This is a genomic window from Streptomyces sp. NPDC003300, assembly GCF_040610915.1.
GTDB lineage: Bacteria > Actinomycetota > Actinomycetes > Streptomycetales > Streptomycetaceae > Actinacidiphila.
This window is the reverse complement of the sequence record NZ_JBEXNE010000023.1, coordinates 85,687-111,008: the sequence shown is the minus strand read 5'-3', so window position 1 is coordinate 111,008 and position 25,322 is coordinate 85,687. Positions and strand designations below refer to the sequence as shown.

The window sequence follows — 25,322 nt, the reverse complement described above, 5'->3', positions numbered from 1 at the left end:
CACTCACTCTGAAACGGAATGAAACGTTTTCTGGAACCGTGGCGAAAATCAGGTAAGCGGTCGGCGGCGTGCGCTGTCAATGCCTTGTACCGATCCTGCCGTGACCCTGATGGGTCGGGGCGCTAAGCTGCGCATATGAAACGAACGGGTGTAACAGTTGGCTAGGTCACCGGGCACCCGCGTGACGGTCCGCGCCATCGCGGCGGAGGCGGGCGTCTCGATCGCCACCGTGTCGCGGGTCATGACAGGACAGGCCAACGTGGCCCCCGACACCCAGGCGCTGGTCCGCCGGGCGGTCGAACGGCTGGGGGCCCCGGCCCCCGTCCGGCGCGGCGCGGCGGACGGCGCGATCTACGTGCGCTGCCCGTATGTCCTCACCGACTACTTCGGTGTGATCGTCTCGTCGATCGCCGAGACGCTGGACCTGCACGGCAGGCGCGTGGTGCTCAGCGCGGGCGACGCGGCGCGCGAGGTCCAGGTGCTGCCGGGGCTGCCGGGCGACCCGGGCATCGCTGGCGCGATCCTCATCGTCCCGCCCGAGCCGGAAAGGGAGTTGGAGGTCCTGCGGGCCCAGGACTTCCCCTTCGTGGTCGTCGACCCGCGCACCCCGCTCCCCCGCGACATCGCCTCGGTCTCGGCCGCCAACCTCGCCGCGGCCCGCAGCGTCACCGCGCACCTGGTGGAGTTCGGCCACCGCCGGATCGGCGTCATCGGCGGACCGGGCGACTGGCTCGCCAGCAAGTCCCGTCTCGCGGGCCACACTTCGGCCCTCGCCGACGCCGGGGTGCTGCCCTCCCCCGAACTCCTGCGCAGCATCGAGCCGACCGCCGACTGGGGCTACGGGGCCGCCTGCGAACTCCTCGACCTCCCCCAACCCCCGACCGCGCTGGTCGCGTTCAACGACAAGGCCGCCGTCGGCGCGCTGCGCGCCGCCTACGAACGCGGCCTGCGCGTCCCCGAGGACCTCTCCATCACCGGCTTCGACGACATCGACCTCAGCCGCAGCACCGTGCCCCGCCTCACCACCGTCCGCCAGCCGCTCGAAGAGATGGGCCGGATGGCGGTCTCCCTGCTGATGCGGCTCCTGGACCGCCACACGGTCGACACCCTCCACGTCGAACTGGCCACCCACCTGGTGGTCCGCGGCTCGACGGGCCCGGCCCCGACGCCTCCCCGCTGACGCGGGGGGAGGACGTCCGGGGCCGGTGGGCCGCCCGGAGTCGGCGACAGGTGCGTCAGCGCTTGGAGCCGGTCGCGAAGACGCCCTCGGGGAAGGCGCCCGCGGCCAGCGCGCGCATGGTGAGGCCCTGGGCGATCTCGGTCAGACGGGCGGTGCCGGCCTCGCCGAGGTGCTCGTAGGGGGCGCGGCCGAGACGGTCGGTCTCGGACTCGATGTGGCGGCGCAGTTCGACACCCTGGTCGGTGAGCGAGCCGTCGGCGTCGAGAAGGCCGCGGTCGCGCAGCCGGGCGACGGCCGCGTCCCATTCCTGCTCGCTCCAGCCGCGGTGGGTCCTGGCGAAGCCCGGCAGGAAGCCCTTGCCGGTCGCGGTGTGGGTCACGAGGGCTTCCAGGCCGTCGAGTTCGGCGCAGAGCAGGACGGCGAGGTGTCCGTCGCCGCGGTACTCGCGCAGCAGCGTGGTGGCGTGCCAGAAGGCCAGGTGCGGCTCCTTCGGCGACGGCAGGGCCGCGTGGGCGGCGTAGAGGATACGGTCGCCGCCGGTGCACGCCTCGGCGGCCCGCTGGGCGAGTTCGGCGGCCTCGGCCATCTCCGGGGAGTCGACGGCGTCGCCGAGCAGACGGCGCTGTACGGCGTCGACCGCGCGCAGCCGCGCCGCGGTGATGTCCTCGGGGGCGGCCAGGGTCCAGGCGAGCGGGATGTGTCGGGCCACCAGGGACGGGCTGAAGTTGTAGAAGGTGCTCGTCACGACGGCAGGGCCGACCGGGCCGAGGGCGGCGGCGCGGCCCGCGAAGTAGCACATGCGGTTGTTCTCCAGCCCGGCCGCGACCAGCGCCGCCTGCGTCTCGGGCGCGAAGTACACCATCGAGTGCAGCGGTTCGAGCACCCGGAAACATTTCCTACCGGCCAGTAGCGTCATATCCGCCACTTTACTGAGATCGCCGCGCACGTCCACCCCCGGCGCACCACCTGCCGGCGCGCGGCCCCGGCGGCTCCCCGGCCCGGCGCGCGCTCGTCGTCCCCGCCCGTGGTCCGTCCCCGTCCGTCCGCTTTGGCACGGTCCCGCACCGGCCGCCGACCGGCCGACTTCAGGTTTTGACACTACCTTCACTACGATCCGGCGATGATCATAAGAAGGTTACTGACGGCCGGAGTTGGCTGCGGCCTGCTGGTCGTCCTGGCTTGCGGTCTGCTGCCCGCGAGCGCGGTCGCCGACGAACCCACGACACCGGCGACGCCGACGGCGCAAGCCGCCCCGAAGGTGGAACTGCTGCTCGATGTCAGCGGCTCCATGCGGGCGAAGGACATCGACGGGCAGTCGCGGATGGCCGCCGCGAAGCAGGCGTTCGACGACGTGCTGGACTCGGTGCCGGAGAACGTGGAGCTGGGCATCAGGACGCTCGGCGCCGACTATCCGGGCAACGACCGCAAGACCGGGTGCAAGGACACCCGGCAGCTCTACCCGGTCGGCCCGCTGAACCGCACCGAGGCCAAGGCCGCGGTGGCGACGCTGGCGCCCACCGGCTGGACGCCGATCGGCCCCGCGCTGCTCAAGGCGGCCGACGATCTCCAGGGCGGCGACGGCACCCGCCGCCTGGTGCTGATCACCGACGGCGAGGACACCTGCGCGCCGCTCAATCCGTGCGACGTCGCGCGGGACATCGCCGCCAAGGGCATCCATCTGGTCATCGACACGCTGGGCCTGATCCCGGATTCCTCGACCCGTAACCAGTTGACGTGCATCGCGGAGGCGACCGGCGGCACGTACACCGCCGTCCAGCACCGGCAGCAGCTCACCACCAAGGTCAAGCAGTTGGTGGGCCGCAGCACCGACGCCGTGGTGGCTCCGGTGGCCGCCCGGGGCGCCGCGCAGTGCGCGGACGCGCCGCAGCTCAAGGCGGGGATCTACACCGACCGCGAGCTGTTCTCGGAGAACCGCTGGTACCGGGTGGACGTGCCGCCGGGGCAGGAGTTGCGCGCCTCGGTGAGCGTCTCCGCCGACCGCGCGGTGAACGCGAACTACGGCGTCCTGCTGCGTGGCGTGACCACGCACGGCCGGGAGATCGTCAGGGACGACGAGGGCGGCACCGGCCGTACCGACGTCGTGTCCGCCGGTATCCGCTACCCCAAGCCGCACGCGGACTCCGACACCCCGCCGGAGACGGTCTGCCTCCAGGTCGGCAACTCCTTCTCGGCCGCGCCGTCGGTCAAGACCACCCCCGGTCTGCCGGTGGAGCTCTCCATCGACCTGGTGGACTCCCCCGACCAGCCCTCCGACGTGGCCTTCTTCGGCCTCGGGCGCGGCTGGTGGCTGCTGGGCACGCTGGCCGTGGCCGGCGCGGTCCTCGGCCTGCTGTCGGGCTGGGTGTCCCGCTGGCGTCTGAACACGGGGAGGACCGTCTGATGCGTACGTCACCACGTAAGGCCGTACGGCTGCTGACGGTCACCGCGGCGGGGCTGCTGGCCGCCGCGGCGCTGGCCCTGAGCGCGGGCGGCGCGGTCGCCGACGACCCGTCGGCCGACCCGAGCGCGAGCACGGGTACGGCCGCTCCCGGCGACGGCGACACCGCGCCGACGGAGGCGGGGACGAGTTTCCGTACCGCCGCCGTCGTCCGGCAGGGGCAGGAGGCGACTGCGGACGCGTCGGCGGGCGACTACCTGTACTGGACGTTCCCCGCCGACAGCGGGCAGAACGTGACGGTGAAGGCCACCGTCACCTTCCCCGAGACCGCGGCCCGGCACGGCGCGTCCACCTGGCAGCTCGATGTGTACGACGGGCTGCGGCGCCGCCAGCCGTGCAGATACGGCGCGCAGAGCAGGTCCGTGGCGGCCGACGCGGGCTCGGTCGAGCTGGTCTGCCACCTGCGGGCGATCCGCTCGTGGGCCGACACCTGGTCCAACGATCCGCTGCGCGGCGGCTACTTCCTGCGGCTGACCGTGCTCGACCTGCCCGCGGCCGACCTCGGCCAGCCGGTCAAGGCGGCCGTGAAGGCCACGTCGGAGGGCACGGCGGGGCAGCAGGCGGTCGACGGCTCGGTGACGCCCGTGGTGTCGGCGTACGCGCCGCATGTGGCGCCGGGCGACGGCTGGGCGGGCACCTGGTGGTCGCCGCGCTGGCTGTGGACCGGCGGCGGCGGTCTGCTGGCCGCTCTGGCCGGTCTGGGCGCGCACCGACTCGCCCGGGGTCCGATCCGGTCTCGGCGGGACCCGCGCACCCCTGAGCGGCCCCGCGAGCCCGTGGGATACCGGGACTGAGGCACGGCACGCGAGGAGGGCCCGTCCGACCGGACGGGCCCTCCTTTCTCGCGTGCGACGGCTGCGACGCGGCCACTGCCACGCGAGCGCTACCGCGCGGCGACCTCGACGTGCTGCGGGTAGAAGGCGACGTGTCCGGCGATCGTGCCGACCGCGTCGTACGGCTTCTCGTACGTCCACACCGCGTCGGTGATCTCGCCGTCCGCGGTCACGAGGGAGTAGTAGGAGGCGTCGCCCTTGTAGGGGCAGTACGTCTGGGACTCGGTCGGGCGCAGGGCGTCGGCCTCGACGTCGGCGAGCGGGATGTACTGCACCGGCGGGTAGTCGGCCTCGCGCAGGGTCAGGGCGTGGGTGGTGTCGGCGATGACCTTGCCCGCGGCCCTGACCACGATGCGCTCCGGGTTCGGCTCGACCGTGATGGGGTGGTCGGGACCGGGTGTCTTGACCGTGCGTGCCATGGGGGGCTCCATGAGTAGAACCTGGATGGACCCGAGGTGACCTGGGGGGATCTGCCGCGGTCCGCCTGTCCTGGGCGATACCCACCGAGGGTAGACAGACAGGTCTATACGGGTCAAGGACGGCTGGCGGGTAGTCGCAGATGCGTCGTCCGACGGGACAATCGGACCGCCGACTGGCGCATACTGGTGACAATGACAAAGCCTGATGCAGCGAAGCGCTTTTTGCCCACCAGTCCCTTCAAAGCCCCGGTGGCGCCGCCACCGAAGGAGTTCGCCGTGGGCAATCGGGTCACCCACGATGTGTACGGCCTCGGCCGGGTCACCGGAGTCGAGGAAGGCGTCGCGGTGATCGTCGACTTCGGCTCGCTCCAGAAGCGCATCATGAGCCCGTACACCAAGCTCACCAACCTCTGAGGTTCCAACGGCGTGGGGACCCCGAAGGTTCCTAACGGCGTGGGACCTTGCGGGCCGCCCGCAGCCACTCCTTGTTCATCGCGGTGATCGAGGTCAGCGGGATGCCCTTGGGGCAGGCGGTGGCGCACTCCCCCGTGAGCGTGCAGCCGCCGAATCCCTCCTCGTCCATCCGCGCGACCATGTCGAGGACACGGGTCTCGCGCTCCGGCGCGCCCTGCGGCAGCACGTTGAGGTGGTTGACCTTCGCGGAGGTGAAGAGCATCGCGGAGCCGTTGGGGCAGGCGGCGACGCAGGCGCCGCAGCCGATGCACTCGGCGTGTTCGAACGCGGAGTCGGCGGCGGCCTTGGGTACGGGCGTGGCGTGTGCTTCGGGCGCCGCGCCGGTGGGCACGCTGACGTAGCCGCCGGACTGGATGATCCGGTCGAACGACGAGCGGTCCACGACCAGGTCGCGGACGACGGGGAAGGCGGCGGCCCGCCACGGCTCGACGTCGATGGTGTCGCCGTCCCGGAAGGACCGCATGTGGAGCTGGCAGCTCGTGGTGCGCTCCGGGCCGTGCGCGTCGCCGTTGATCACCAGGCTGCACGCGCCGCAGATGCCCTCACGGCAGTCGTGGTCGAAGGCGACCGGGTCCTCGCCCTCGACGGTGAGCCGTTCGTTGAGCGTGTCGAGCATTTCCAGGAACGACATGTCGGGTGAGACGTCGTCGACCTGGTAGGTGGCCATGGCGCCGGGCGCTTCGGTGTTCTTCTGGCGCCAGACGCGCAGGGTGAGCTTCATGCGTAGCTCCGCTGGGTGGGGTGTACGTAGTCGAAGACGAGGTCTTCCTTGTGCAGGACGGGCGCGTCGCCGGTCCGGGTGAACTCCCACGCGGCGGCGTAGGAGAACTCCTCGTCCCGGCGGGCGGCCTCGCCGTCCGGGGTCTGGGACTCCTCGCGGAAGTGGCCGCCGCAGGACTCGGCGCGGTGCAGCGCGTCGAGGCACATCAGCTCGGCCAGCTCCAGGTAGTCCACGACGCGGTTGGCGCGCTCCAGCGACTGGTTGAACTCCGCGCCGCTGCCCGGCACTTTGATCCGGCGCCAGAATTCGTCCCGGATCTGCGGAATCCGGTCCAGCGCCTTGCGCAGCCCCTCCTCCGTCCTGGCCATCCCGCAGAACTCCCACATCAGCTCGCCGATCTCGCGGTGGAAGGAGTCGGCGGTGCGGTCGCCGTCGACGGCGAGGAGCAGATTGAGCCGGTCCTCGGTCTCCGCGAGGACCTCCTGGACGACGGGGTGTTCGGCGCCGATCTCCTCGCGCCCCGGGTGGCGGGCCAGGTAGTCGTTGATGGTGGCCGGCAGCACGAAGTAGCCGTCGGCCAGGCCCTGCATCAGCGCGGAGGCGCCGAGCCGGTTGGCGCCGTGGTCGGAGAAGTTGGCCTCGCCGATCGCGAAGAGGCCGGGCACGGTGGTCTGGAGGTCGTAGTCCACCCACAGGCCGCCCATCGTGTAGTGCACGGCCGGGTAGATCCGCATCGGGACCTCGTACGGGTCCTCGGCGGTGATCCGCGCGTACATCTCGAAGAGGTTGCCGTACTTCTCCTCGACCGCCCTGCGGCCCATCCGCGCGATGGCGTCGGCGAAGTCCAGGTAGACGCCCTGGCCGCCGGGGCCGACGCCGCGGCCCTCGTCGCAGACGTTCTTCGCGGCGCGGGAGGCGATGTCGCGCGGTACGAGGTTGCCGAAGGAGGGGTAGATCCGCTCCAGGTAGTAGTCGCGCTCGTCCTCGGGGATCTCGCCGGGCGGGCGGGTGTCGCCCTTGGTGCGCGGCACCCAGATCCGGCCGTCGTTGCGCAGCGACTCGCTCATCAGCGTGAGCTTGGACTGGTGGTCGCCGGTGCGCGGGATGCAGGTGGGGTGGATCTGGGTGAAGCAGGGGTTGGCGAAGTACGCGCCGCGCCGGTGCGCCCGCCAGACGGCGGTCGCGTTGGAGTTCATGGCGTTGGTCGACAGGTAGAAGACGTTGCCGTAGCCGCCGGAGGCCAGCACCACGGCGTCCGCGAAGTGGCTGCGGATCTCGCCGGTGATCAGGTCGCGGGCGACGATGCCGCGGGCCCTGCCGTCGATGACGATCAGGTCGAGCATTTCGGTCCGCGGGTGCATCTCGACGTTGCCCGCGGCGATCTGCCGGGACAGCGCCTGGTAGGCGCCGAGCAGCAGTTGCTGGCCGGTCTGGCCGCGGGCGTAGAAGGTGCGGGAGACCTGGACGCCGCCGAAGGAGCGGGTGTCGAGCAGGCCGCCGTACTCACGGGCGAAGGGCACGCCCTGCGCGACGCACTGGTCGATGATCTCCACCGAGATCTGGGCGAGGCGGCGGACGTTGGACTCGCGGGCCCTGAAGTCGCCGCCCTTGACGGTGTCGTAGAAGAGCCGGTGGACGGAGTCGCCGTCGTTGCGGTAGTTCTTCGCGGCGTTGATGCCGCCCTGCGCGGCGATCGAGTGGGCGCGGCGCGGGGAGTCCTGGTAGCAGAACTGCACGACGTGGTAGCCCTGTTCGGCGAGTGTGGCGCCCGCGGAGCCGCCCGCGAGCCCGGTGCCGACGACGATCACGGTGTGCTTGCGGCGGTTGGCGGGGTTGACCAGCTTCGCGGTGAAGCGGCGGGTGTCCCAGCGGTCCTCGATCGGGCCTTCGGGTGCCTTGGTGTCGGCGAGGGGCTCGCCGGTCGCGTACCGCGCGTAGTCGGACGGCGCGGAGTCGGACGGCGCGGAGCCGGACGGCGCGGGCGCGGCGTCGGTCGCGGCGGTCGTCGCGGAAAGCTCGGGGCTGTCGGGGGTCTCGGAGGTCTCGGGCATGTCAGTCAGCTCACGATTCCGGTCATGACGCCGACGGGTACGGCGATGAAGCCGGCCGTCAGCACCAGTGCGAGTGCGTTCGCGGTGGCCTTGAGCACCCGGTCACGGGTGGCACTGCCCGCGCCGAGGGTCTGGGCGGCGCTCCAGAAGCCGTGCCTGATGTGCAGGCCGAGGGCGAGCATCGCCACGATGTAGATGACGTTGTTCCACCAGTCGTGGAAGGCGGCCACGACGTTCTGGTACGGGTGGCCGGGCACGAAGCCGCGCTGCACGGTGCCGGTGGTCAGGTCGAGGATGTGCCAGACGATGAACAGCAGCAGGATCACGCCGCCCCAGCGCATGGTGCGGGTGGCGTAGCTGGCGCGCGGCCGCGGATGGGCGTAGGCGACCGGCCGGGCGCGCCGGTCGAGGCGGCTGAGCTGGTACGCGCACACGCCGTGCAGCACGACGGCGGCGACCAGCACGACGCGGATGATCCACAGCGCCCACTCGTAGTGCAGGAACGGCTCTCCGATGGTGCGCAGCCAGTGCGCGTACTCGTTGAAGCTGCCGGACCCGAAGAAGATCTTGAGGTTGCCGAACATGTGGACGACCAGGTACAGCAGCATGATCAGGCCGCTCACCGCCATGATCGTCTTCTTGCCGACGGTCGAGCCCCAGACCGTGCGCGCCATCGACGGACGTCGGTCCGTCCGCGTTGCCAGTGCCATGTCCACAGACGTTACGGTCACCGGAGTCGAGTGGTCCAAGACATGATCTGGCTCGTGTCCATAGCCTGGGCCTATCGCCGGGTTATCGTGGGACCCATGCAGTTCCAGCAGCTCGCGTACTTCGTGGCCGTCGCCGACGCCCGGCACTTCACCCGCGCCGCCGAGCGGGTGCATGTCTCGCAGCCGTCGCTGTCGCAGCAGATCCGCGCGCTGGAGACGGAGCTGGGCGCGCCCCTGTTCAGCCGGGCGCGCGGCAACATCGCGCTCACCGACGCCGGGGAGGCGCTGCTGCCGCTGGCCCGGCGGATCCTCGCCGACGCCGAAACCGCCCGCCACGAGGTGCTGGAGCTGGCTCAGCTGCGGCGCGGCCGGGTCCGGCTCGGCGCCACCCCGAGCCTGTGCACCGGCCTGCTCCCCGACGTGCTGCGCGTCTTCCACGACCGGCACCCCGGGGTGCGGCTGCTGATCGAGGAGAGCGGGTCGCACGATCTCGTACGGGAGCTGGCGCGCGGCGGCCTCGACCTGGCGCTGGTGGTGCTGCCGCTGCCGAACCCGTCGCCCGCCCTGACCACCGTCGAGCTCTTCCAGGAGGATCTGGTCGTCATCTCCTCGGCCGCGGCCGAGCCGCCGCGCTCACCGGTCAGGATCGCCGACCTCGAAGGCCGCCCGATGGTGATGTTCCGGCACGGCTACGACCTGCGCGACCTGACCCTCGCCGCCTGCCGCTCCGCGGGCTTCGAGCCCTACCTCACCGTCGAGGGCGGCGAGATGGACGCCGTGCTCGGCTTCGTGCGGGCCGGGCTCGGTCTGGGCGTCGTCCCCAGCATGGTCGCCGCCCGCGCGGGTCACGACCTGCGGGTCACACCGCTGGCCCGGCCGGGGCTGCGCCGCACCATCGCCCTGGCCCACCGCAGTGACGTGGCTCCGCCACGGGCCGCCCGGGTCCTCCAGGAAGTCCTTCTGACCGCGGCCCACCGGGAGACCTGAAGCCGCGCGGGAGACCTCAGTCCAGCGGGACGGCCGCCAGGGTCAGCGGGCCGCCCCCGCTGCCGGTGTTGAGGGTGCCCGCGGGCTCCAGCATGCCCGCGGGCTCCAGCAGGAGGATGGCGGTCTCCTCGTCGGCGCGGGGGCAGTGCTCGACGCCCTCGGGGACGACGTACAGCTCACCGGGGCCGAGGACGACGTCGCCGTCGCGGAGCTGGATGGTGAGACGGCCGCTGCTGCCCAGGTCGCCGTCAGTGCGTCCTGATCGCCGGGTCGCTCACGCCGGGGCGGCCCGTCTCGACGTGTCCCGCGAAGCGCCGCAGGAACGCGGCGTCGTGGTCGGCGACCACCGTGAGGTCGTACCAGCGCTTGCCCGCGCGGACGTCGACCGAGTGCGTCTCGCGGCGCCCGGCGCGGACCACGTACGTGTGGTGGCGGCCGTCGTAGGAGTTGGTGACCGTGAGCCGGACGTCGCGGCGGCCGGAGTTGCTCATGGTCAGCTCCACCCTTTCGCTCGCGGCGTCGTGACGGGCCGTCACCTCCGCGCCGGATGTGGCGACCGCGCCGCGGAAGGCGCGCAGGAAGCCGTTGGGGCCGTGCACGGTGAGGTCGTAGCCGCCGCCGGTCGCGGCCGTCTCCCAGGCGCCGGAGAGCTTCTTGCCCGCCTCGGTGGTGTACGTCCACGGGCCGTCGGCGCGGTCCGCGGCGGTGACGTGGAAGCAGACGCCCGCGGCGACACCGCCGCCGAAGGTGAGGGTGACCAGGCCGGTGGACGGCGTGACGGCCGCGTCGACCAACGGCGCGTACGGCAGCGGGCGGGTCGGCCGAGCACCGCGCTCCTGCGTGGGCACGGCCTGGCGGGCGGGCGGCACCGGGACGTAGCTGTCGTGCCGGTCGCCGTCCGGCGGCCGGTAGCCGTCGGTGCCGGGCAGGTGCGGGGGCCGGTCCCGCGTGAGCTTGAAGTCGAAGGCGGAGGTCAGATCGCCGCAGACGGTACGCCGCCAGGGCGAGATGTTGGGCTCGTGCACGCCGAAGCGGCGCTCCATGAAGCGGATGATCGAGGTGTGGTCGAAGACCTCGGAGCAGACGTAGCCGCCGGTGCTCCAGGGCGAGACCACCAGCATCGGGACGCGCTGGCCGAGCCCGTACGCGCCGGCCGCGTAGGTGCCGTTGCCCGGGAAGATCTCACCCCGCGTGCTGACGGTGGAGGCGCCGCCGTCCGCGGTGAGCGGGGCGAAGGGCGGGACGACGTGGTCGAAGTACCCGTCGTTCTCGTCGTAGGTGATGAACAGCGCGGTCCTGCTCCACACCTCGGGGTTGGAGGTGAGCGCGTCGAGAACCTGCGAGATGTACCAGGCGCCGTAGTTCGCGGGCCAGTTGGGGTGCTCCGAGAACGCCTCGGGCGCGGCGATCCAGGAGATCTGCGGCAGCCTGCCCGCCGTGACGTCGGCCTTGAGCACGTCGAAGAAGCCGTCGCCCGCCTTGGCGTCGGTTCCGGTGCGGGCCTTCTCGTAGAGCGCGTCGCCGGGCTTAGCGTTGCGGTAATTGTCGAAGTAGAGCAGGGAGTTGTCCCCGTAGTTGCCGCGGTAGGCGTCCGGGATCCAGCCCCAGGAGTGGTCACCGTCCAGGCCGTCGCCGATGTCCTGGTAGACCTTCCAGGAGATCTTCGCCTTCTCCAGCCGCTCCGGGTAGGTCGTCCAGTCGTACCCGGCCTCGGAGTTGTCGAGCACGGGGCCGTTGCCCCTGCCGTCGTTGCCCGTGTATCCCGACCACATGTAGTAGCGGTTGGGGTCGGTGCCGCCGGTGAACGAGCAGTGGTACGCGTCGCAGACGGTGAAGGCGTCGGCGAGCGCGTAGTGGAACGGGATGTCGCCGCGCGTCAGGTGCGCCATCGTGCCGGTGCCCTTGGCGGGGATCCACTGGTCGTACTTGCCGTCGTTGACGGCCGCGTGGCTGCCGATCCACTCGTGGTTGAGGCCCTCGATGAACTGGAGGCCGAGGTCGTCCACGTCCGGGTGGAAGGGCAGCACCTCCTTGTCGCCGTCCGGCTGGTGGAACACCGACTTGCCGTTGGGCAGGGACACCGGGCGCGGGTCGCCGAAGCCGCGGACCCCCTTCATCGCGCCGAAGTAGTGGTCGAAGGACCGGTTCTCCTGCATCAGGACGACGATGTGGTCGATGTCCTTGAGGGTGCCGGTCCTGCGGCTGGCCGGGATCGCGGCGGCGCGGGCGATGCTGCTGGACAGGGCGGTGAAGCCCGCGGTGGCACCGGCTATCTGGAGGAACCGCCGCCGGTTGAGTTCAGACATGGATCCGAGGACCTCTTCGCGGTAGGGGGATGCGCGCAGTGCAGGGTCCTCCCACAGCAGCGACCACAGGCGACCTGCCGGTGTCCGGCGCGTGACAGCGGGCGGTACGCGTCACGAACAGGCCCGGCGCACACGGCCGTTCGCTCGACGGGGGGGGGCGGGTTCTCGCCGCGCCCGGCGGGTCACAGGATTCCGCCGCGTGTGCGACAGGCGGCGTTCAACTGGCCGTCGCCGACGGGCGGGAGCCTTCGGAGGTTCGTGTCGCGAGACCCCGCACCGCACCAAGGAGCAACGATGGTCGCACAGATGGAGACACCGGGTCCGTCAGGAGACCGCCTCAGCCGCCGTACGGTCGTCGGCCTGCTCGGCACCGCGGGTGTCGGCGCGGTCGCGGCGCCGCTGCTGACCGCGGGCCCCGCGTCCGCCGCCGCGCCGTCCCCGTCCGGCACACCCGCGAGCGCCGCCCCCGCCTTCCACCCCACGCCCGACGCGAGCGGCGCGTCCCCGGTGCAGGGGCTGCACCTCACCTTCGGCAAGGACCCCGGCAGCCAGATGGTGGTGTCCTGGCTGACCGACGGCCCGGTCAAGCGCCCGCGGGTGCGGTACGGCACGATCAGCCACGGTCTGGGGTCGGTCGCCTCGGCGCGGACCCGCTCCTACAGCGACGGCAAGTCCGGCCGGGTCGTGTACGTGCACCACGCCGCGATCGACCGGCTCTCGCCCGGCACCGAGTACCTGTACCTGGTGTCGCACGACGGCGCCGCGCCGGACAGCGGCACCTTCAGGACCGCGCCGCGCGGCCGTCAGCCGCTGACCTTCACCAGCTTCGGCGACCAGTCGGCGCCGCAGGTCACCTGGACCAGCACCGGCGCGGTGGGCCTCGACGCCAACTCCACGCCCGCCACCAAGGACATCGTCACCGGCATCGAGCAGGTCGCGCCGCTGTTCCACCTGCTCAACGGCGACCTGTGCTACGCGAATCTGGACGTCGACCGGGTCCGCACCTGGAACAACTTCTTCACCAACAACAGCCGTTCGGCGCGCTTCCGGCCGTGGATGCCCGCCGCGGGCAACCACGAGATCGAGTCCGCGAACGGCCCGCTCGGCCTCGGCGCGTACCAGACGTACTTCCAGCTCCCGTCGACCGAGAGCGACCGCGAACTGGCCAACCTCTGGTACGCGTTCACCGCCGGTTCGGTGCGGGTGATCGTGCTCCAGAACGACGACAACTGCCTCCAGGACGGCGGCGACGTCTACATCAACGGCTACTCCGGCGGCCGTCAACTCGCCTTCCTGGAGAAGGAGTTGCGGACGGCGCGGGCCGACCGCGACATCGACTGGGTGGTCGTCGCCATGCACCAGGTGATGGTCAGCTCGACGGACGCCAACGGCGCCGACCTGGGCCTGCGCGAGAAGTACGGGCCGCTGTTCGACCGCTACGGCGTCGACCTGGTGGTCTGCGGCCACGAGCACAACTACGAGCGGTCGCTGGCCGTTCGCGGTGTGGTCGGCGGCAGCGAGACGCTGACGCCGAACCCGGTGTCGCACGCCACCGACGACATCGACACCGGTCTCGGCACCGTGCACATGGTGCTCGGCGGCGGCGGGGTGTCGGGCACGACCAACCAGTCGTTCTTCAAGGACGGCACCGGCAAGGTCATCACCGCGGTCTCCTCGACGCCCGGCTCCAACGGCAAGCGGACGGCCACGTACGTGCGGGAGCAGGCGGTCTGGGCGGGCGTGCGCGATGTCGACCACCCCTACGGCTTCGCGGCGTTCACCGTCGATCCGGGCCGTCACGCGGGCGACACCACGCGGATGCACGTCACGTACTACAACGTGAACAAGCCGAACGGCGAGCTGTCGGTCTTCGAGACGTTCACGCTGCACCGCAAGCGGTCGGACGGCGGCCGGCACTGAGGTCGCGCGCTGTTCCCGGGCGGCCGGGCGCGTGCCCGGCCGCCCCCACGATCACTGTTGACCAATAGCAGTCCACTGCATACCTTTGCGGGCACGAGAGAAGGGACGGTGCCCGCAGGTGCCCATCGAAACCGGCTTGGAGACCTCGGCGGTACGCGTAGCGCACCTCGGTTACGGACTCGGCGGCGCACCCGCGGTCGTGGCGGTCCTGCCCGACGGAAGGGCACCGCGGCGCGTGCAGTTGCTCGGCGCCGACGGCGGCTCGCTGCACGAGCTGGAACCCGGCCCGCTGGAGTCCGTGCCCGGCTGGCACGGCGGTCCCTTCGCCCGGGTGCCGCTGCCCACCGGCCTCGCGCCCGGCCGGTACGCGGTCCGCCTGGTCGACGGCCGCGGCCGTGCCTGTGTCTCGGACGACTTCGAGGTGGCCGCCGACCGGCTCCAGCGGCAGACGATGTCCGACGTGCTGGCGTACTTCAAGGCGATGCGCTCCAGCGGCGAGATCGACCGCAAGGACCGGCGCGCCGCGCTGTGGGGCGACGACAGCGGCCGGGAGGTCGACGCGCGCGGCGGCTGGCTCGACGCGAGCGGCGACACCAGCAAATTCCTCAGCCACCTCACGTACACCCGCACCATGAGTCCGCAGCAGATCCCGCTGTGCGCGTGGGCCATGATGGCCGCGCGGGACGCGGTCGCCGAGCGACACCCGCTGCTGGTCCGCTCGTTGAGCGCGCGGCTGCGCGACGAGGCGCTGTGGGGCGCCGACTTCCTGGTCCGCTTCCGCTCCCCCGAGGGCTACTTCTACACCGGAATCTTCGACGCGCTCACCAAGCGGCTCGAAGAACGCGTGGTGACGGCGCCGCTCCCGGAGTGCGTGCGCACCGACCGCTACCAGGCCGCGTACCGGCACGGCGGCGGCCTGGCCATCGCGGCCCTCGCCCGCGCCTCGACCCTGGACGACCACGGCGACTTCACCGGACCCGAGTACCTGGCGGCGGCCGTCGAGGGCTTCACGCACCTCGAGGCGCACAACACCGAATACGTCGTCGGCGGGGCCGAGACGGTGCTCGACGACTACACGGCGCTGCTGGCCGCCTGCGAGCTGGTCGCGGCGGGCGGCGGTACGGTCCCGGCCGCGGCGCGGGACGCGGCCCGGCTGCGCGTACGGTCCCTGCTGGCGCGGTACGTACGGCCCGCGCACGGCCCCGGCTGGTTCGGAGCGGACGCCGAGGGGCGGCCGTTCTTCCACGCCGCCGAGGCCGGGCTGCCCGCGCTCGCCCTCGCCCGCTTCGCCGCCGTGCTGCCGGACGCGCCCGAGGCCGGGGCCGCGAGCGCGCTCGCCCTGGAGGCCGTGCTCGACACCGTGGCCAGGACCCGTTCGGTGCCGAATCCCTTCGGCTATCCCCGACAGCGCGTGCAGCCCGCGGGGGGCACACCGCGCGACGCCTTCTTCTTCCCGCACGACAACGAGACCGGCTACTGGTGGCAGGGCGAGAACGCCACCATCGCCTCGCTGGCCGCCGCCGCGAACACCTGCGCCGACCTGCCCGGCACGGCGCAGGCCGACCGCGACCTGCTGCTCGGCTTCGCCGACGACCAGCTCGCCTGGATCACCGGCCGCAACCCCTTCGACGTCTCGATGCTGCACGGCCGCGGCCGTCACAATGTCGACTACGAGTCGGACTTCCCCAACATCCCCGGCGGCATCGTCAACGGCATCACCTCCGGCTGGACCGACGAGGACGACATCGCCTTCCTTCCCGCCGACGCCCCCGAGGCCGAGGTCTGGCGCTGGGCCGAGCAGTGGATCCCGCACACCGGCTGGTTCCTGCTGGCGGTGGCGTCGGCCCGCTGAGGAAACGGCCGGGGCGGCGGTGTCCGGACCGGCGCGGCGGCCTCGCGGGAAGCCTCGCGGAACCCCGCGTCAGACCGCCGACGCTCCCGGCCGCTCGGGCGGCGCGTCCGGGAGCGTCACCGTGAAAGAGGTGTCGCCCGGCTCGCTGGTGAGGGTGACCGTGCCGCCGTGGGCCGCGGCGACCGCCGTGACGATGGCCAGGCCCAGACCGGCGCCGTGGCCGGCGGCGGGGTCGGCGCGCCGGTCGTCGGCGCGGTGGTGGTCGGCGCGGGCGAAGCGTTCGAAGACGGTGCGCTGGATGGCGGGCGGGACACCGCCGCCGTTGTCCGCGACGGTGAGGACGGTCGCGGCGCCGTCGTGGCGCAGCCGTACGGTGACGCGGGTCCCCTCGCGGGTGTGCACACGGGCGTTGGTCAGCAGATTCCCGGTGATCTGCTGGAGCCGGGCGGCGTCGCCGGTGACGGTGACCGGTTCGGCGGGCAGGTCCAGCAGCCAGCGGTGGCCGGGGCCCGCGGCCCTGGCGTCGTCGACCGCGTCGAGGACGAGGCGCGTCAGGTCGACTGGCTCACGGGCCAGCGGGCGGCCCGCGTCGAGCCGGGCGAGCAGCAGCAGGTCGTCGACCATGCCGCCCATCCGCGCGGACTCCGCCGCGATCCGGTCCAGTGCCCGCGTCACACCGGGCGGCACCGGGCCGGGGTGCCGCTGCGCCAGCTCCGCGTGGCCGCGGATCGCGGCGACCGGGGTGCGCAGTTCGTGGCTGGCGTCGGCGGCGAAGCGCCGCAGCCGTTCCTCGCTGGCGTGCCGGGTGGTCAGCGCGCCCTCGACATGTCCGAGCATGCGGTTGAAGGCCGCGCCGACCTGCCCGACCTCGGTCCCGGGGTCGGTGTCGGGCACCCGGTCGGGCAGCGCCACCTCTCCGCTGTCCAGCGGCAGCGCGGTCACCGAGGCGGCGGTCGCGGCCACCCGGCGCAGCGGTCGCAGCGACCAGCGCACCCAGAAGGCGCCCGCGGCCCCCGCCACGACCAGCGCGCCGCCGAAGACGGCCGCCTCCACCGCGATCAGCCGCGTCTCGGCGTCCTCGATGCCCTGCCGGGGCAGCCCGGTGATCAGGACGTCCCCGTCGTCGCCCGCCACCGCTTTGACCTGGTAGTCGCCGAGCGAGGACAGATCGACCCGGTGGCAGTGGCCGTCGACGGGGACCGCCGCGAGGGCGGTCCGGTCGTCGGGGGTCAGCCGTACCGTGGTGTCCGTGCCCGCGCGGACCACGGCGGCGGCCGTGACCCGGCCTTTGAGCAGCCGCGCCCCGAAGGTGCCGCGCGCCTGGCGGCGGGTGTCCACATGGACGTTGTCCGCGTCCGGCTCCCCCGCGCCGTGCGCGTGTTCCAGGCTGGCGGGGAACGCGCCCCCGGCCTCCGAGAGCTGCTGGTCGAGCCGTTCGCCGAGGAAGGACCGCAGTGCGACGACCGCCGCGATGCCCACGGCGGCGCAGCTCAGCGCGAGCAGCACCACGAGGCCGCAGGTGAGCCGGGCGCGCAGCGTGCGCGGTACGAGGACCCGCGACGCGAAAGCGAGCGGCGTGGAGCGACGGCCGGTGCGCGGCGACGGCCGCCTCACCACGGCGGCGCCTTCAGCAGGTAGCCCGCGCCGCGCACCGTGTGGATCATCGGCTCGCGACCGCTGTCGATCTTGCGGCGCAGGTAGCTGATGTACAGCTCGACCACATGTGCCTGGCCGCCGAAGTCGTACGACCACACGCGGTCGAGGATCTGTGCCTTGCTCAGTACCCGGCGCGGATTGCGCATCAGGTACCGCAGCAGCTCGAACTCGGTCGGGGACAGCTCGACGACCGCCCCGCCGCGCGTCACCTCCCGCGCGTCCTCGTCCATGACGAGATCGCCGACGGTGAGGACGGCCGCGTCGCCGCGCGCCCTGGTCATGCCCGCCCGGCGCAGCAGTCCGCGCAGCCTGGCCAGCAGTTCCTCCAGGCTGAACGGCTTGGTGACGTAGTCGTCGCCGCCCGCCGTGATGCCCGCGATGCGGTCCTCGACGGAGTCGCGCGCGGTGAGGAACAGCACGCACACCTCGGGCTGGCTCGCACGGAGCCGGCGCAGTACGGACAGGCCGTCGCCGTCGGGAAGCATCACGTCGAGCACGACCGCGTCGGGACGGAAGGCCCGCGCCTCGGCGACCGCGGAGGCGACGTCACCGGCGGTGCGCACCTGCCAGCCCTCGTAGGCGAGGACACCGGACAGCACTTCGGCGAGGTCGGGTTCGTCGTCCACGACGAGGACCCGGACCGGGGAGCCGTCCGGGTGGGCGAGGGGGTGCGGTGCCGCGCTGTCTGTGATGTCCATGGTCCTTCCAGCATCGCCCGGCGGGCGGTCGCGCGGCGAGGGCGGGCGCCTCTGCGTTCCCTGTGAGTCCTGTGGGTCGTGTGAGTCCTGTCGCCGATCGGTGAGCGAGCCGCCCGCGCGGCGCCGTCACCACGGGTCCCGCGGGCCGCCGTGAGCCTCTGGATCACCTGTGAGTCCGCGGCCGGGGCGCGGATTCAGAGCTGGCTCAGAGGTTCCGCCCGCACAGTGGCAAGCGTACGACCAGGAAGGGAACCACCGTGAGCGGCACGACATGAGCGGCACCCACAGCCCCCGCACCACCGCGCGGCACGCGGTGACGTATCCCGGCAGGCGGTCACCGGCCGTCGTGGTGCTGGCCCTGGGCTGGGCGGGCGCGGCGGCCGTGATCGCGCTGTGGTGGCAGGACACGTCGTCGGTCGTCGGCCCCGCGGGCTGGCTGATCGGCGCGGGCCGGATCGCCGGGCTGCTGACCGGTTACTGCTGCGCGCTGCTGGTCGGCCTGATGGCCCGGATTCCCGCACTTGAGCAGGGGGTGGGCAGCGACCGGGTGGCGCGCTGGCACGCGATGGCCGGGCGCTACACCGTCTGCCTGCTGATCGCGCACATCACGCTGATCCTGTGGGGTTACGCGGCGCAGGCGCACGCCTCGGTGCTCGGCGAGACATGGACGGTGGTGTTCACCTATCCGGACATGCTCAAGGGCACGATCGGCGGTCTGCTCCTGCTGGTCGTCGGCGCGGTGTCGGTACGCGCGGTACGCCGCAAGGTCCGCTACGAGACCTGGTACTACCTGCACCTGCTGACGTATCTGGCGATCTTCCTGGCCTTCTGGCACCAGCTCGCGCTCGGCGCGGACTTCGCGGGCGGCACGGTCGCGCGCGGGCTCTGGTACGCGCTGTACCTCGGTGTCGCGGCGGCGGCGCTCTGGTACCGGGTGCTGGTGCCGCAGCGGCTGAATCTGCGGCACCGGCTGCGGGTGGCGTCGGTGGTACGGGAGGCGCCGGGGGTGGTGTCGGTGCTCATACGCGGCCGGCGGCTGCCCGAACTGGCGGCGCGACCGGGGCAGTTCCTGCGCTGGCGGTTCCTGACGCCCGGCCTGTGGTGGACGGCCAGCCCGTACTCGCTGTCCGCCGCGCCGCGTCCCGACCTGCTGCGGATCACCGTGAAGGCGGTGGGCGAGCACAGTACGGCGCTGGCCGGGCTGCGGCCCGGCACCCGCATCTGGGCCGAGGGACCGTACGGCGCGCTGACCGCGGAGCGCAGGACCCGGCAGAAGGTGCTGCTGCTCGCGGGCGGGGTCGGGGTGACCCCATTGCGGGCGCTGTTCGAGTCGCTGCCCGCGGGGCCCGGCGACCTGACGCTGGTCTACCGGGCGCGCACCGAGGCCGATCTGGCGCTGCGCGGCGAACTGGAGCGGATCGCCGCCGTGCGCGGCGCCCGTCTGCACTTCGCGGTCAACGCGCCCGACGGCCGGCGGCCCGTCCTCAGCGCGGACACCCTGCGCGCCACGCTGCCGGACATCGCGCGGCACGACGTGTTCCTGTGCGGGCCGCCCGGAATGGCGCGGGCGTCGTACGAGGCGCTGCGCGCGGCGGGTGTCCCGGCCCGCCACATCCATCACGAGTCCTTCGAACTGTGAGCCGTGCCGTGAACCATGCCGTGAACCCTGCCGTGAGCCATGTCGTGAGCCATGTCGTGAGCCAGATGGTGAACCGAGGTGAGAGCCGTCCATGAGCGCCTTTCCCGCCCGCCCTTTGCGGCGCGTCCTGTTGAGCACCCTGGCCACCGTCGCCGGCGTGGTGCTGCTGCTGACCCTCAAGCCGCACACGACGGCGAGCGCGGGTGACGTGGCCGCGGGCTCCGCGGCCCCCGCACCGGCGCCGTCCGCGACGTCGGGGACGTCCGGCTCCTCCAACGGCCCGTCCAGCGGTTCCTCCAACGGCTCGTCCAGCGGTTCCTCCAATGGCCCGTCCAACGGCTCGTCCTCGAAGGGGACTTCGGGCACCAGGACGGTCGACGGCGACACCGCGCAGACCCGCTACGGTCCCGTCCAGCTCCGGCTCACCCTCACCGGCGGCAAGATCACCGCGGTGAAGGCCGTTCAGTTGCCGAACGACAATCCCAGGGACGGTGAGATCTCCGGTTTCGCGATCCCGCAGCTCACCCAGGAGACGCTGGCCGCGCAGAGCGCGAAGATCGACACCGTGTCCGGGGCGACGTACACCAGCGAGGGGTATGTGCGGTCGCTCCAGAGCGCGTTGGACAAGGCGGGGGTCTGACCGTGTCCGACACGCGGGCCCGGCCGCGCCGGGTGGAACACACGATGGGCACGGTCTTCTCCTTCGACGTGCGGGGCGGCGGCGCTGCACGCGGCGGCGGCCTGGCTGCACCACGTCGACGAGGTCTTCTCCACCTACCGCCCCGACAGCCAGATCAGCCGGCTCGCCGCCGGCACACTCACGATGTCGGCCTGCTCCCCCGACGTGCGGGAGGTGCTGGCGCTGTGCGAGACGGCCGGACGGCTCAGTCACGGCTGGTTCAGTACGGGGTACGCGGGCGGCTTCGACCCGACCGGGCTGGTGAAGGGGTGGGCGGTGGAGCGGGCCGTCGCCATGCTGGCCTCCGCGGGCGCCGACGCGGTGTGCCTCAATGGCGGGGGCGACGTACAGGTGTACGGCGGCCCCTGGCGGATCGGTGTCGCCGACCCGCTGCGGCCGGGCGCGCTGGTCCGCGTGGTGCACACCGACGGCGAACTGGCCGTCGCCACCTCGGGTCCCGCCGAGCGCGGCTGCCACATCCTGGACCCCTTCACCCATCAGCCGCCCGCCCCCGCGCTCGCCTCCCTCACCGTGGTCTGCCGCGGCCTGACCGACGCGGACGCCCGCGCCACCGCCGGCTACGCGATGGGCCCCGCCCGCGCCCGCCGCTGGCTCGAATCCCTCCCCGACACCGAGGGCTTCGCGGTCGCGGCGGACGGCGCCACATGGCAGACCGCCGGTTACGGCGTGACCACCGCCGCCCACACACCCTGAACCCCCGCTGTGTGGGCCGCGCCCATGCCCGGCCGCCGGATCGGCCCCTATCCTGCTCGGGCCGTACGGGACGGCGCGAGCGGATCGCGGGAGCGCGCATGCGGGAATTCGAGGATGTCGGCGTCGAGGTGCCGGGCGGACGGCTGGCGGTACGGCGCTGGCCGGGCCCCGCGGGCGGCCCTGTGGTGCTGGCGCTGCACGGGATCGCCAGCAACGGCCTGGCCTGGGCGCAGGTCGCCGAAGCGCTCGACGGGGTCGAGATCCTGGCGCCCGACCTGCGCGGGCGCGGGCTCAGCCGGGAGGTGGCGGGCGCCTGTTCGATGGCCCGGCACGCCGACGACATGCTCGCGGTGCTCGACCGCTTCGGCGTCGAACGGGCGGTGCTGGCCGGGCACTCCATGGGCGGCTACGCGGCGTGCGTCGCCGCGCGCCGCGATCCGGGCCGCTACTGCGAACTCGTGCTGGTCGACGGCGGCTTGGGCTTCCCCGTACCCGCGGGCGTGGACATCGACGCGGTGCTGCACGCCGTGGTCGGACCCGCGATGCGCAAGCTGGAGATGGAGTTCGCCGACCGCGCCGCTTACCACGCCTTCTGGGCGGAGCACCCGGCGTTCAGCACGCTCGGCGGGCCGCTGCTCGCCGCGTATCTCGACCGCGATCTCACCGGCGAGGCACCGCACTTGAGGTCGGCGTGCCGGGCGGACGCGATCCGCGAGGACGCGGCGGACGAGCTGCGCAACCCGGACGTCTTCGCCGCGATCCACGAAATCACCCTCCCCACCCGGCTGTTGTGGGCCGAGCGGGGGCTGTCGGACGAGCCGACCGGGCTGTACGCGCCCGAGGTGATCGCGGCGAGCGGCCTGGTGGCGGAGGGGATCGCCCTGCACTTCGTCCCGGGCGTCAACCACTACTCGGTGCTGCTCGGCGAGCCCGGCGCCCGCCTGGTGGCCGGGCACCTGACGGACGCGGTACGGCGCACGGCGGCCGCGGCCCGGAGCTGATCCTCCGGGCCGCGGCCCGTACGGCGCAGGGCGGTCAGTCAGCCCCGCGCCACCGCGTCCGGCACCAGCAGGTCCGCCCCGGTCGCCGCCCGTACCTCCTCCACGCCGACGCCGGGGGCCAGTTCGGCCAGCCGCAGTCCTTCGGGGGTGACGTCGAGGACCGCGAGGTCGGTGATCACGCGGTGCACGACGCGGCGGCCGGTGGCGGGCAGGGTCAGTTCCCCGACGATCTTCGGGGAGCCGTCCTTGGCGGTGTGTTCCATGACCACCACGATCCGGCGGGCACCGTGCACGAGGTCCATGGCCCCGCCCATGCCCTTGACCATCTTGCCGGGGATCATCCAGTTCGCCAGGTCACCGCGGGCGGAGACCTGCATGGCGCCGAGCACCGACACGTCGATCCGGCCGGAGCGCACCATGCCGAAGGAGGCGGCGGAGTCGAAGTACGCGGCGCCGGGTGCCACGGTGACCGTCTCCTTGCCCGCGTTGATCAGGTCGGGGTGCTCGTCGCCGTCGTACGGGTAGGGGCCGACGCCCAGGACGCCGTTCTCCGAGTGCAGCACCACCTGGGTCCCGGCGGGCAGGTGGCCGGGGACGAGCGTGGGCAGGCCGATGCCGAGGTTCACGTACTGGCCGTCGCGCAGTTCGCGGGCGGCGCGGGCGGCGAGTCGGTCGCGGTCGAGTGGCACGGTCAGTTCTCCCGGTCGGAGGTGGCGTGGGCGGTACGGACGGTGCGTCGCTCGACGCGTTTGTCGGTCGGATCGGCGGCCACGACGCGGTCGACGTACACACCGGGCAGATGGACGGCGTCCGGCGGCAACTCGCCCGGTTGCACGATGCGTTCGGCCTCCACCAGGGTGATCCGGCCGGCCATCGCGCACAGCGGGTTGAAGTTGCGGGCGGCGGCGTGGAAGGCGCAGTTGCCGTGCCGGTCGGCGACGGCCGCCCGGACCAGCGCGAAGTCGGCGGTGATGGCCTCCTCCAGCAGATGGCGTACGCCGCCGAAGTCCCGTACCTCCTTGGGCGGCGAGGCGACCGCGACCGTGCCGTCCGCCGCGTACCGCCAGGGCAGGCCGCCCTCCTCGACCTGGGTACCGGCGCCCGCCGGGGTGTAGAAGGCCGGGATGCCGCAGCCGCCCGCGCGCAGCCGTTCCGCGAGGGTGCCCTGCGGGGTGAGTTCCACCTCCAGCTCGCCCGTCAGATAGCGCCGGGCGAACTCCTTGTTCTCGCCGACGTACGAGGAGGTCGCCCGCGAGATCCGGCCGAGTCCGAGCAGCAGGCCGAGTCCCCAGTCGTCCACTCCGCAGTTGTTGGAGACGACCCGCAGATCCGTCGGGCCCGCCGCGGCGAGCGCCGCGATCAGCGCCGACGGGATGCCGCACAGGCCGAATCCGCCGACGGCGAGTGTCGCGCCGTCCGGGATGTCCGCCACCGCGCGGGCGGCCGAGGCCACCACCTTGTCCATGCGTCCGCCTTCCCCGCAGGGGTCATCGAGGGTGTGTCGAGCGTGAGTTGAGGGTGCGCCGGGCCGCCGTGCCGGGCGTGACCCGGCCCCTGGCGCCCGCCCTGTCACCTTTGCGACGGCGCAGCGGCGCCGCCATGGTCCCTGTCGACATGGCTCGCGGGGAAGGAGCGTGTGCCGCCCACATGTCCGGTTCGGCGGGGCGCTTCTACGGTTTGCGCAACAATCCACCTCCCCGGGAGCCGGTCGCCATGCGTCGCAGCACATCGAGCACCAACAGATCGAGCCGAGCGAGCCGTTCGAGCGAACCGGCCGCGTCCCGTCGGCCGCGCCCGACGAACGGGCCGGGCGCCTTCCGTACTCGGACCGTACCGGCGCTGGCCGTGCTGACCGCGGGTGTGCTGCTCGCCGGATGCAGCGCCGCGGGGACGGCGGGCAGCGCCAAGTCCTCCGACGGCACGAGCGACTCGGCGGTCAAGGTGGGCCTGGTCTACTCGCGCAGCGGGCCGCTGGCCGCCTACGGCAAGCAGTATCTGGACGGCTTCAACGCCGGTCTGGCGTACGCCACTCACGGCAAGGGCACGGCGGGCGGCCACCGGATCGAGGTGGTCGAGCAGGACGACGCGGGCGACCCCGCGAAGGCCGTCGCCGCGGCCAAGACCCTGATCGGCAAGGGCACGCACATCATCGCGGGCACCACCGACTCGGGCGTGGCGCTCCAACTGGCCCCGCTGGCCGCCCAGAACAAGGTGCTGTACATCGCGGGACCCGCCGCCACCGACGCGTTGACCGGCGTGAACGCGTACACCTTCCGCTCCGGCAGGCAGTCGTACCAGGACATCCTCACCGCCGGGTCGCTGCTGGGCGACTCCAAGGGCAAGAGGGTCACCGTGCTGACCCAGAACTCCGCCTTCGGGCAGGCGAATGTCACCGCCGTGAAGGAGGTGCTGGGCGGGCAGGGCGCGACCGTTGACTCGGTGCTGGCGCCGCCGAGCGCGGGCGATCTGACGCCGTTCGCGCAGCAGGTCAAGTCGAAGAAGCCGGATCTGGTCTTCGTCGCCTGGGCCGGGGCCAGCGCGCCCGCGCTGTGGACGGCGCTCGACCAGCAGGGCGTGGTGACCTCGACCAAGGTCGTGACGGGCCTGGCGGGCACCGCCTCGTACCCGCTGTTCGGCGCGGCCGGGTCCAAGATCTCCTTCCTCGCGCACTACTTCCCCGGCGCCGCGCACAACGCGGTGGAGACGGCGATGCTCGACGGCGTCACCAAGGCGGGCGGCACGCCCGACCTGTTCAGCCCGGACGGATTCACCGCCGCGCAGATGATCGTGCACGCGGTGGAGGCGGGCGGCGCGGACAGCCCGACCGCGATGGCGAAGGCGCTGGAGGGCTGGTCGTTCGAGGGCCCCAAGGGCGACGAGCAGATCAGGGCGGTGGACCACGCGCTGCTCCAGCCGATGTTCACGGCGAAGCTGAACGGCACGGGCGCCGCCGCGAAGCCGGAGCTGATCAGCAGGCTGCCCAAGGACGCGGTGAACCCGCCCTCGAAGCAGATGGCGGGCTGA

22 protein-coding genes and 1 pseudogene are annotated in these 25,322 nt (G+C 72.7%); 12 read left to right on the top strand and 11 right to left on the bottom strand.

All coding sequences use genetic code 11. The features are described 5' to 3' along the window. Positions 1-157 precede the first annotated feature (157 nt). Positions 158-1,180 carry a LacI family DNA-binding transcriptional regulator gene (locus ABZX65_RS28535; protein ID WP_355346035.1) on the top strand — a complete coding sequence of 341 codons (1,023 nt, stop codon included), beginning with the start codon at positions 158-160 and terminating at the stop codon, positions 1,178-1,180. A gap of 55 nt (positions 1,181-1,235) precedes the next feature. Here the strand turns inward: ABZX65_RS28535 and ABZX65_RS28530 are convergent, their stop codons facing one another. Continuing rightward, positions 1,236-2,096, bottom strand: coding sequence for a hypothetical protein (locus ABZX65_RS28530; protein WP_355346032.1), 861 nt, complete (start codon positions 2,094-2,096; stop codon positions 1,236-1,238). A 204-nt stretch (positions 2,097-2,300) separates the two neighbouring features. On the opposite strand from ABZX65_RS28530, the gene ABZX65_RS28525 reads away from it, so the two are divergent. Then, complete coding sequence (locus tag ABZX65_RS28525; RefSeq protein WP_355346029.1) at positions 2,301-3,581, top strand: VWA domain-containing protein; 1,281 nt, start codon at positions 2,301-2,303, stop codon at positions 3,579-3,581. Next, entirely contained in the window at positions 3,581-4,432 is an 852-nt protein-coding gene (locus ABZX65_RS28520) for a hypothetical protein (RefSeq protein ID WP_355346026.1), read from the top strand. The genes ABZX65_RS28525 and ABZX65_RS28520 overlap by 1 nt, the downstream gene beginning before the upstream one ends. 89 nt (positions 4,433-4,521) lie before the next feature. On the opposite strand, the gene ABZX65_RS28515 is transcribed toward ABZX65_RS28520, so the two are convergent. Continuing rightward, positions 4,522-4,890, bottom strand: a complete 369-nt coding sequence (locus ABZX65_RS28515) for a DUF427 domain-containing protein (protein WP_355346023.1) — start codon at positions 4,888-4,890, stop codon at positions 4,522-4,524. A 192-nt stretch (positions 4,891-5,082) separates the two neighbouring features. Here ABZX65_RS28515 and ABZX65_RS28510 point away from each other — a divergent pair, with 192 nt between their 5' ends. After that, positions 5,083-5,304: a hypothetical protein gene (locus ABZX65_RS28510; protein WP_188282053.1), complete on the top strand. Its 222-nt coding sequence runs from the start codon at positions 5,083-5,085 to the stop codon at positions 5,302-5,304. A gap of 31 nt (positions 5,305-5,335) precedes the next feature. Here ABZX65_RS28510 and ABZX65_RS28505 read toward each other — a convergent pair whose 3' ends face one another. From ABZX65_RS28505 to ABZX65_RS28495, 3 genes are read right to left on the bottom strand one after another with little or no spacing between them, the layout of a single operon-like run. Then, positions 5,336-6,085 (bottom strand): succinate dehydrogenase/fumarate reductase iron-sulfur subunit, encoded by a 750-nt coding sequence (locus tag ABZX65_RS28505; RefSeq protein WP_355346019.1) that lies wholly within the window; start codon positions 6,083-6,085, stop codon positions 5,336-5,338. After that, positions 6,082-8,136: a fumarate reductase/succinate dehydrogenase flavoprotein subunit gene (locus ABZX65_RS28500; RefSeq protein WP_355346016.1), complete on the bottom strand. Its 2,055-nt coding sequence runs from the start codon at positions 8,134-8,136 to the stop codon at positions 6,082-6,084. The genes ABZX65_RS28505 and ABZX65_RS28500 overlap by 4 nt, the downstream gene beginning before the upstream one ends. A gap of 5 nt (positions 8,137-8,141) precedes the next feature. After that, positions 8,142-8,846: a succinate dehydrogenase cytochrome b subunit gene (locus ABZX65_RS28495; protein WP_355346013.1), complete on the bottom strand. Its 705-nt coding sequence runs from the start codon at positions 8,844-8,846 to the stop codon at positions 8,142-8,144. A 96-nt stretch (positions 8,847-8,942) separates the two neighbouring features. On the opposite strand from ABZX65_RS28495, the gene ABZX65_RS28490 reads away from it, so the two are divergent. After that, positions 8,943-9,833 (top strand): LysR substrate-binding domain-containing protein, encoded by an 891-nt coding sequence (locus tag ABZX65_RS28490; protein WP_355346010.1) that lies wholly within the window; start codon positions 8,943-8,945, stop codon positions 9,831-9,833. Positions 9,834-9,849: 16 nt separating this feature from the next. Here ABZX65_RS28490 and ABZX65_RS28485 read toward each other — a convergent pair whose 3' ends face one another. Both ABZX65_RS28485 and ABZX65_RS28480 read right to left on the bottom strand, forming a co-directional pair. Continuing rightward, a complete protein-coding gene (locus tag ABZX65_RS28485) occupies positions 9,850-10,008 on the bottom strand; it encodes a hypothetical protein (RefSeq protein WP_355346083.1) in 159 nt (52 codons plus the stop codon). Between the two features lie 73 nt (positions 10,009-10,081). Then, entirely contained in the window at positions 10,082-12,139 is a 2,058-nt protein-coding gene (locus tag ABZX65_RS28480; protein ID WP_355346007.1) for a phosphocholine-specific phospholipase C, read from the bottom strand. Between the two features lie 294 nt (positions 12,140-12,433). On the opposite strand from ABZX65_RS28480, the gene ABZX65_RS28475 reads away from it, so the two are divergent. Together ABZX65_RS28475 and ABZX65_RS28470 are read left to right on the top strand one after the other, a co-directional pair. Beyond that, a complete protein-coding gene (locus tag ABZX65_RS28475) occupies positions 12,434-14,059 on the top strand; it encodes a metallophosphoesterase family protein (RefSeq protein ID WP_355346004.1) in 1,626 nt (541 codons plus the stop codon). 118 nt (positions 14,060-14,177) lie between these two features. Then, positions 14,178-15,911 carry a glycoside hydrolase family 9 protein gene (locus tag ABZX65_RS28470; protein ID WP_355346001.1) on the top strand — a complete coding sequence of 578 codons (1,734 nt, stop codon included), beginning with the start codon at positions 14,178-14,180 and terminating at the stop codon, positions 15,909-15,911. A 69-nt stretch (positions 15,912-15,980) separates the two neighbouring features. On the opposite strand, the gene ABZX65_RS28465 is transcribed toward ABZX65_RS28470, so the two are convergent. After that, positions 15,981-17,447 (bottom strand): HAMP domain-containing sensor histidine kinase, encoded by a 1,467-nt coding sequence (locus ABZX65_RS28465; protein ID WP_355346080.1) that lies wholly within the window; start codon positions 17,445-17,447, stop codon positions 15,981-15,983. A gap of 74 nt (positions 17,448-17,521) precedes the next feature. After that, positions 17,522-18,265: a response regulator transcription factor gene (locus ABZX65_RS28460; protein ID WP_355345998.1), complete on the bottom strand. Its 744-nt coding sequence runs from the start codon at positions 18,263-18,265 to the stop codon at positions 17,522-17,524. Positions 18,266-18,536: 271 nt separating this feature from the next. On the opposite strand from ABZX65_RS28460, the gene ABZX65_RS28455 reads away from it, so the two are divergent. From ABZX65_RS28455 to ABZX65_RS28440, 4 genes and pseudogenes are all read left to right on the top strand, one after another. Beyond that, positions 18,537-19,904, top strand: a complete 1,368-nt coding sequence (locus ABZX65_RS28455) for a ferredoxin reductase family protein (protein WP_355345995.1) — start codon at positions 18,537-18,539, stop codon at positions 19,902-19,904. Between the two features lie 91 nt (positions 19,905-19,995). After that, positions 19,996-20,544, top strand: a complete 549-nt coding sequence (locus tag ABZX65_RS28450) for an FMN-binding protein (RefSeq protein ID WP_355345992.1) — start codon at positions 19,996-19,998, stop codon at positions 20,542-20,544. Between the two features lie 44 nt (positions 20,545-20,588). Further along, a pseudogene (locus ABZX65_RS28445) lies at positions 20,589-21,297 on the top strand (FAD:protein FMN transferase). Positions 21,298-21,395: 98 nt separating this feature from the next. Then, on the top strand, positions 21,396-22,298 hold the full coding sequence (locus tag ABZX65_RS28440) for an alpha/beta hydrolase (RefSeq protein ID WP_355345989.1): 903 nt from the start codon (positions 21,396-21,398) through the stop codon (positions 22,296-22,298). A 38-nt stretch (positions 22,299-22,336) separates the two neighbouring features. On the opposite strand, the gene ABZX65_RS28435 is transcribed toward ABZX65_RS28440, so the two are convergent. Then, the gene (locus ABZX65_RS28435; protein ID WP_355345986.1) at positions 22,337-22,987 is read right to left on the bottom strand and encodes a 3-oxoacid CoA-transferase subunit B; all 651 of its coding nucleotides are present in this window, start codon (positions 22,985-22,987) and stop codon (positions 22,337-22,339) included. Positions 22,988-22,989: 2 nt separating this feature from the next. Next, positions 22,990-23,763: a CoA transferase subunit A gene (locus ABZX65_RS28430; protein ID WP_355345983.1), complete on the bottom strand. Its 774-nt coding sequence runs from the start codon at positions 23,761-23,763 to the stop codon at positions 22,990-22,992. 248 nt (positions 23,764-24,011) lie between these two features. On the opposite strand from ABZX65_RS28430, the gene ABZX65_RS28425 reads away from it, so the two are divergent. Next, positions 24,012-25,322 (top strand): substrate-binding domain-containing protein, encoded by a 1,311-nt coding sequence (locus ABZX65_RS28425; protein ID WP_355345980.1) that lies wholly within the window; start codon positions 24,012-24,014, stop codon positions 25,320-25,322.

What these genes read in the sequence shown, in the direction of transcription:
- ABZX65_RS28425 (WP_355345980.1), top strand. Translation starts at nt 24,012, where the DNA reads ATGCGTCGCAGCACATCGAGCACCAACAGATCGAGCCGAGCGAGCCGT.
- ABZX65_RS28475 (WP_355346004.1), top strand. Translation starts at nt 12,434, where the DNA reads ATGGTCGCACAGATGGAGACACCGGGTCCGTCAGGAGACCGCCTCAGC.
- ABZX65_RS28450 (WP_355345992.1), top strand. Translation starts at nt 19,996, where the DNA reads ATGAGCGCCTTTCCCGCCCGCCCTTTGCGGCGCGTCCTGTTGAGCACC.
- ABZX65_RS28505 (WP_355346019.1), bottom strand. Translation starts at nt 6,085, where the DNA reads ATGAAGCTCACCCTGCGCGTCTGGCGCCAGAAGAACACCGAAGCGCCC.
- ABZX65_RS28430 (WP_355345983.1), bottom strand. Translation starts at nt 23,763, where the DNA reads ATGGACAAGGTGGTGGCCTCGGCCGCCCGCGCGGTGGCGGACATCCCG.
- ABZX65_RS28480 (WP_355346007.1), bottom strand. Translation starts at nt 12,139, where the DNA reads ATGTCTGAACTCAACCGGCGGCGGTTCCTCCAGATAGCCGGTGCCACC.
- ABZX65_RS28515 (WP_355346023.1), bottom strand. Translation starts at nt 4,890, where the DNA reads ATGGCACGCACGGTCAAGACACCCGGTCCCGACCACCCCATCACGGTC.
- ABZX65_RS28525 (WP_355346029.1), top strand. Translation starts at nt 2,301, where the DNA reads ATGATCATAAGAAGGTTACTGACGGCCGGAGTTGGCTGCGGCCTGCTG.
- ABZX65_RS28530 (WP_355346032.1), bottom strand. Translation starts at nt 2,096, where the DNA reads ATGACGCTACTGGCCGGTAGGAAATGTTTCCGGGTGCTCGAACCGCTG.
- ABZX65_RS28500 (WP_355346016.1), bottom strand. Translation starts at nt 8,136, where the DNA reads ATGCCCGAGACCTCCGAGACCCCCGACAGCCCCGAGCTTTCCGCGACG.
- ABZX65_RS28495 (WP_355346013.1), bottom strand. Translation starts at nt 8,846, where the DNA reads ATGGCACTGGCAACGCGGACGGACCGACGTCCGTCGATGGCGCGCACG.
- ABZX65_RS28455 (WP_355345995.1), top strand. Translation starts at nt 18,537, where the DNA reads ATGAGCGGCACCCACAGCCCCCGCACCACCGCGCGGCACGCGGTGACG.
- ABZX65_RS28440 (WP_355345989.1), top strand. Translation starts at nt 21,396, where the DNA reads ATGCGGGAATTCGAGGATGTCGGCGTCGAGGTGCCGGGCGGACGGCTG.
- ABZX65_RS28510 (WP_188282053.1), top strand. Translation starts at nt 5,083, where the DNA reads ATGACAAAGCCTGATGCAGCGAAGCGCTTTTTGCCCACCAGTCCCTTC.
- ABZX65_RS28490 (WP_355346010.1), top strand. Translation starts at nt 8,943, where the DNA reads ATGCAGTTCCAGCAGCTCGCGTACTTCGTGGCCGTCGCCGACGCCCGG.
- ABZX65_RS28520 (WP_355346026.1), top strand. Translation starts at nt 3,581, where the DNA reads ATGCGTACGTCACCACGTAAGGCCGTACGGCTGCTGACGGTCACCGCG.
- ABZX65_RS28460 (WP_355345998.1), bottom strand. Translation starts at nt 18,265, where the DNA reads ATGGACATCACAGACAGCGCGGCACCGCACCCCCTCGCCCACCCGGAC.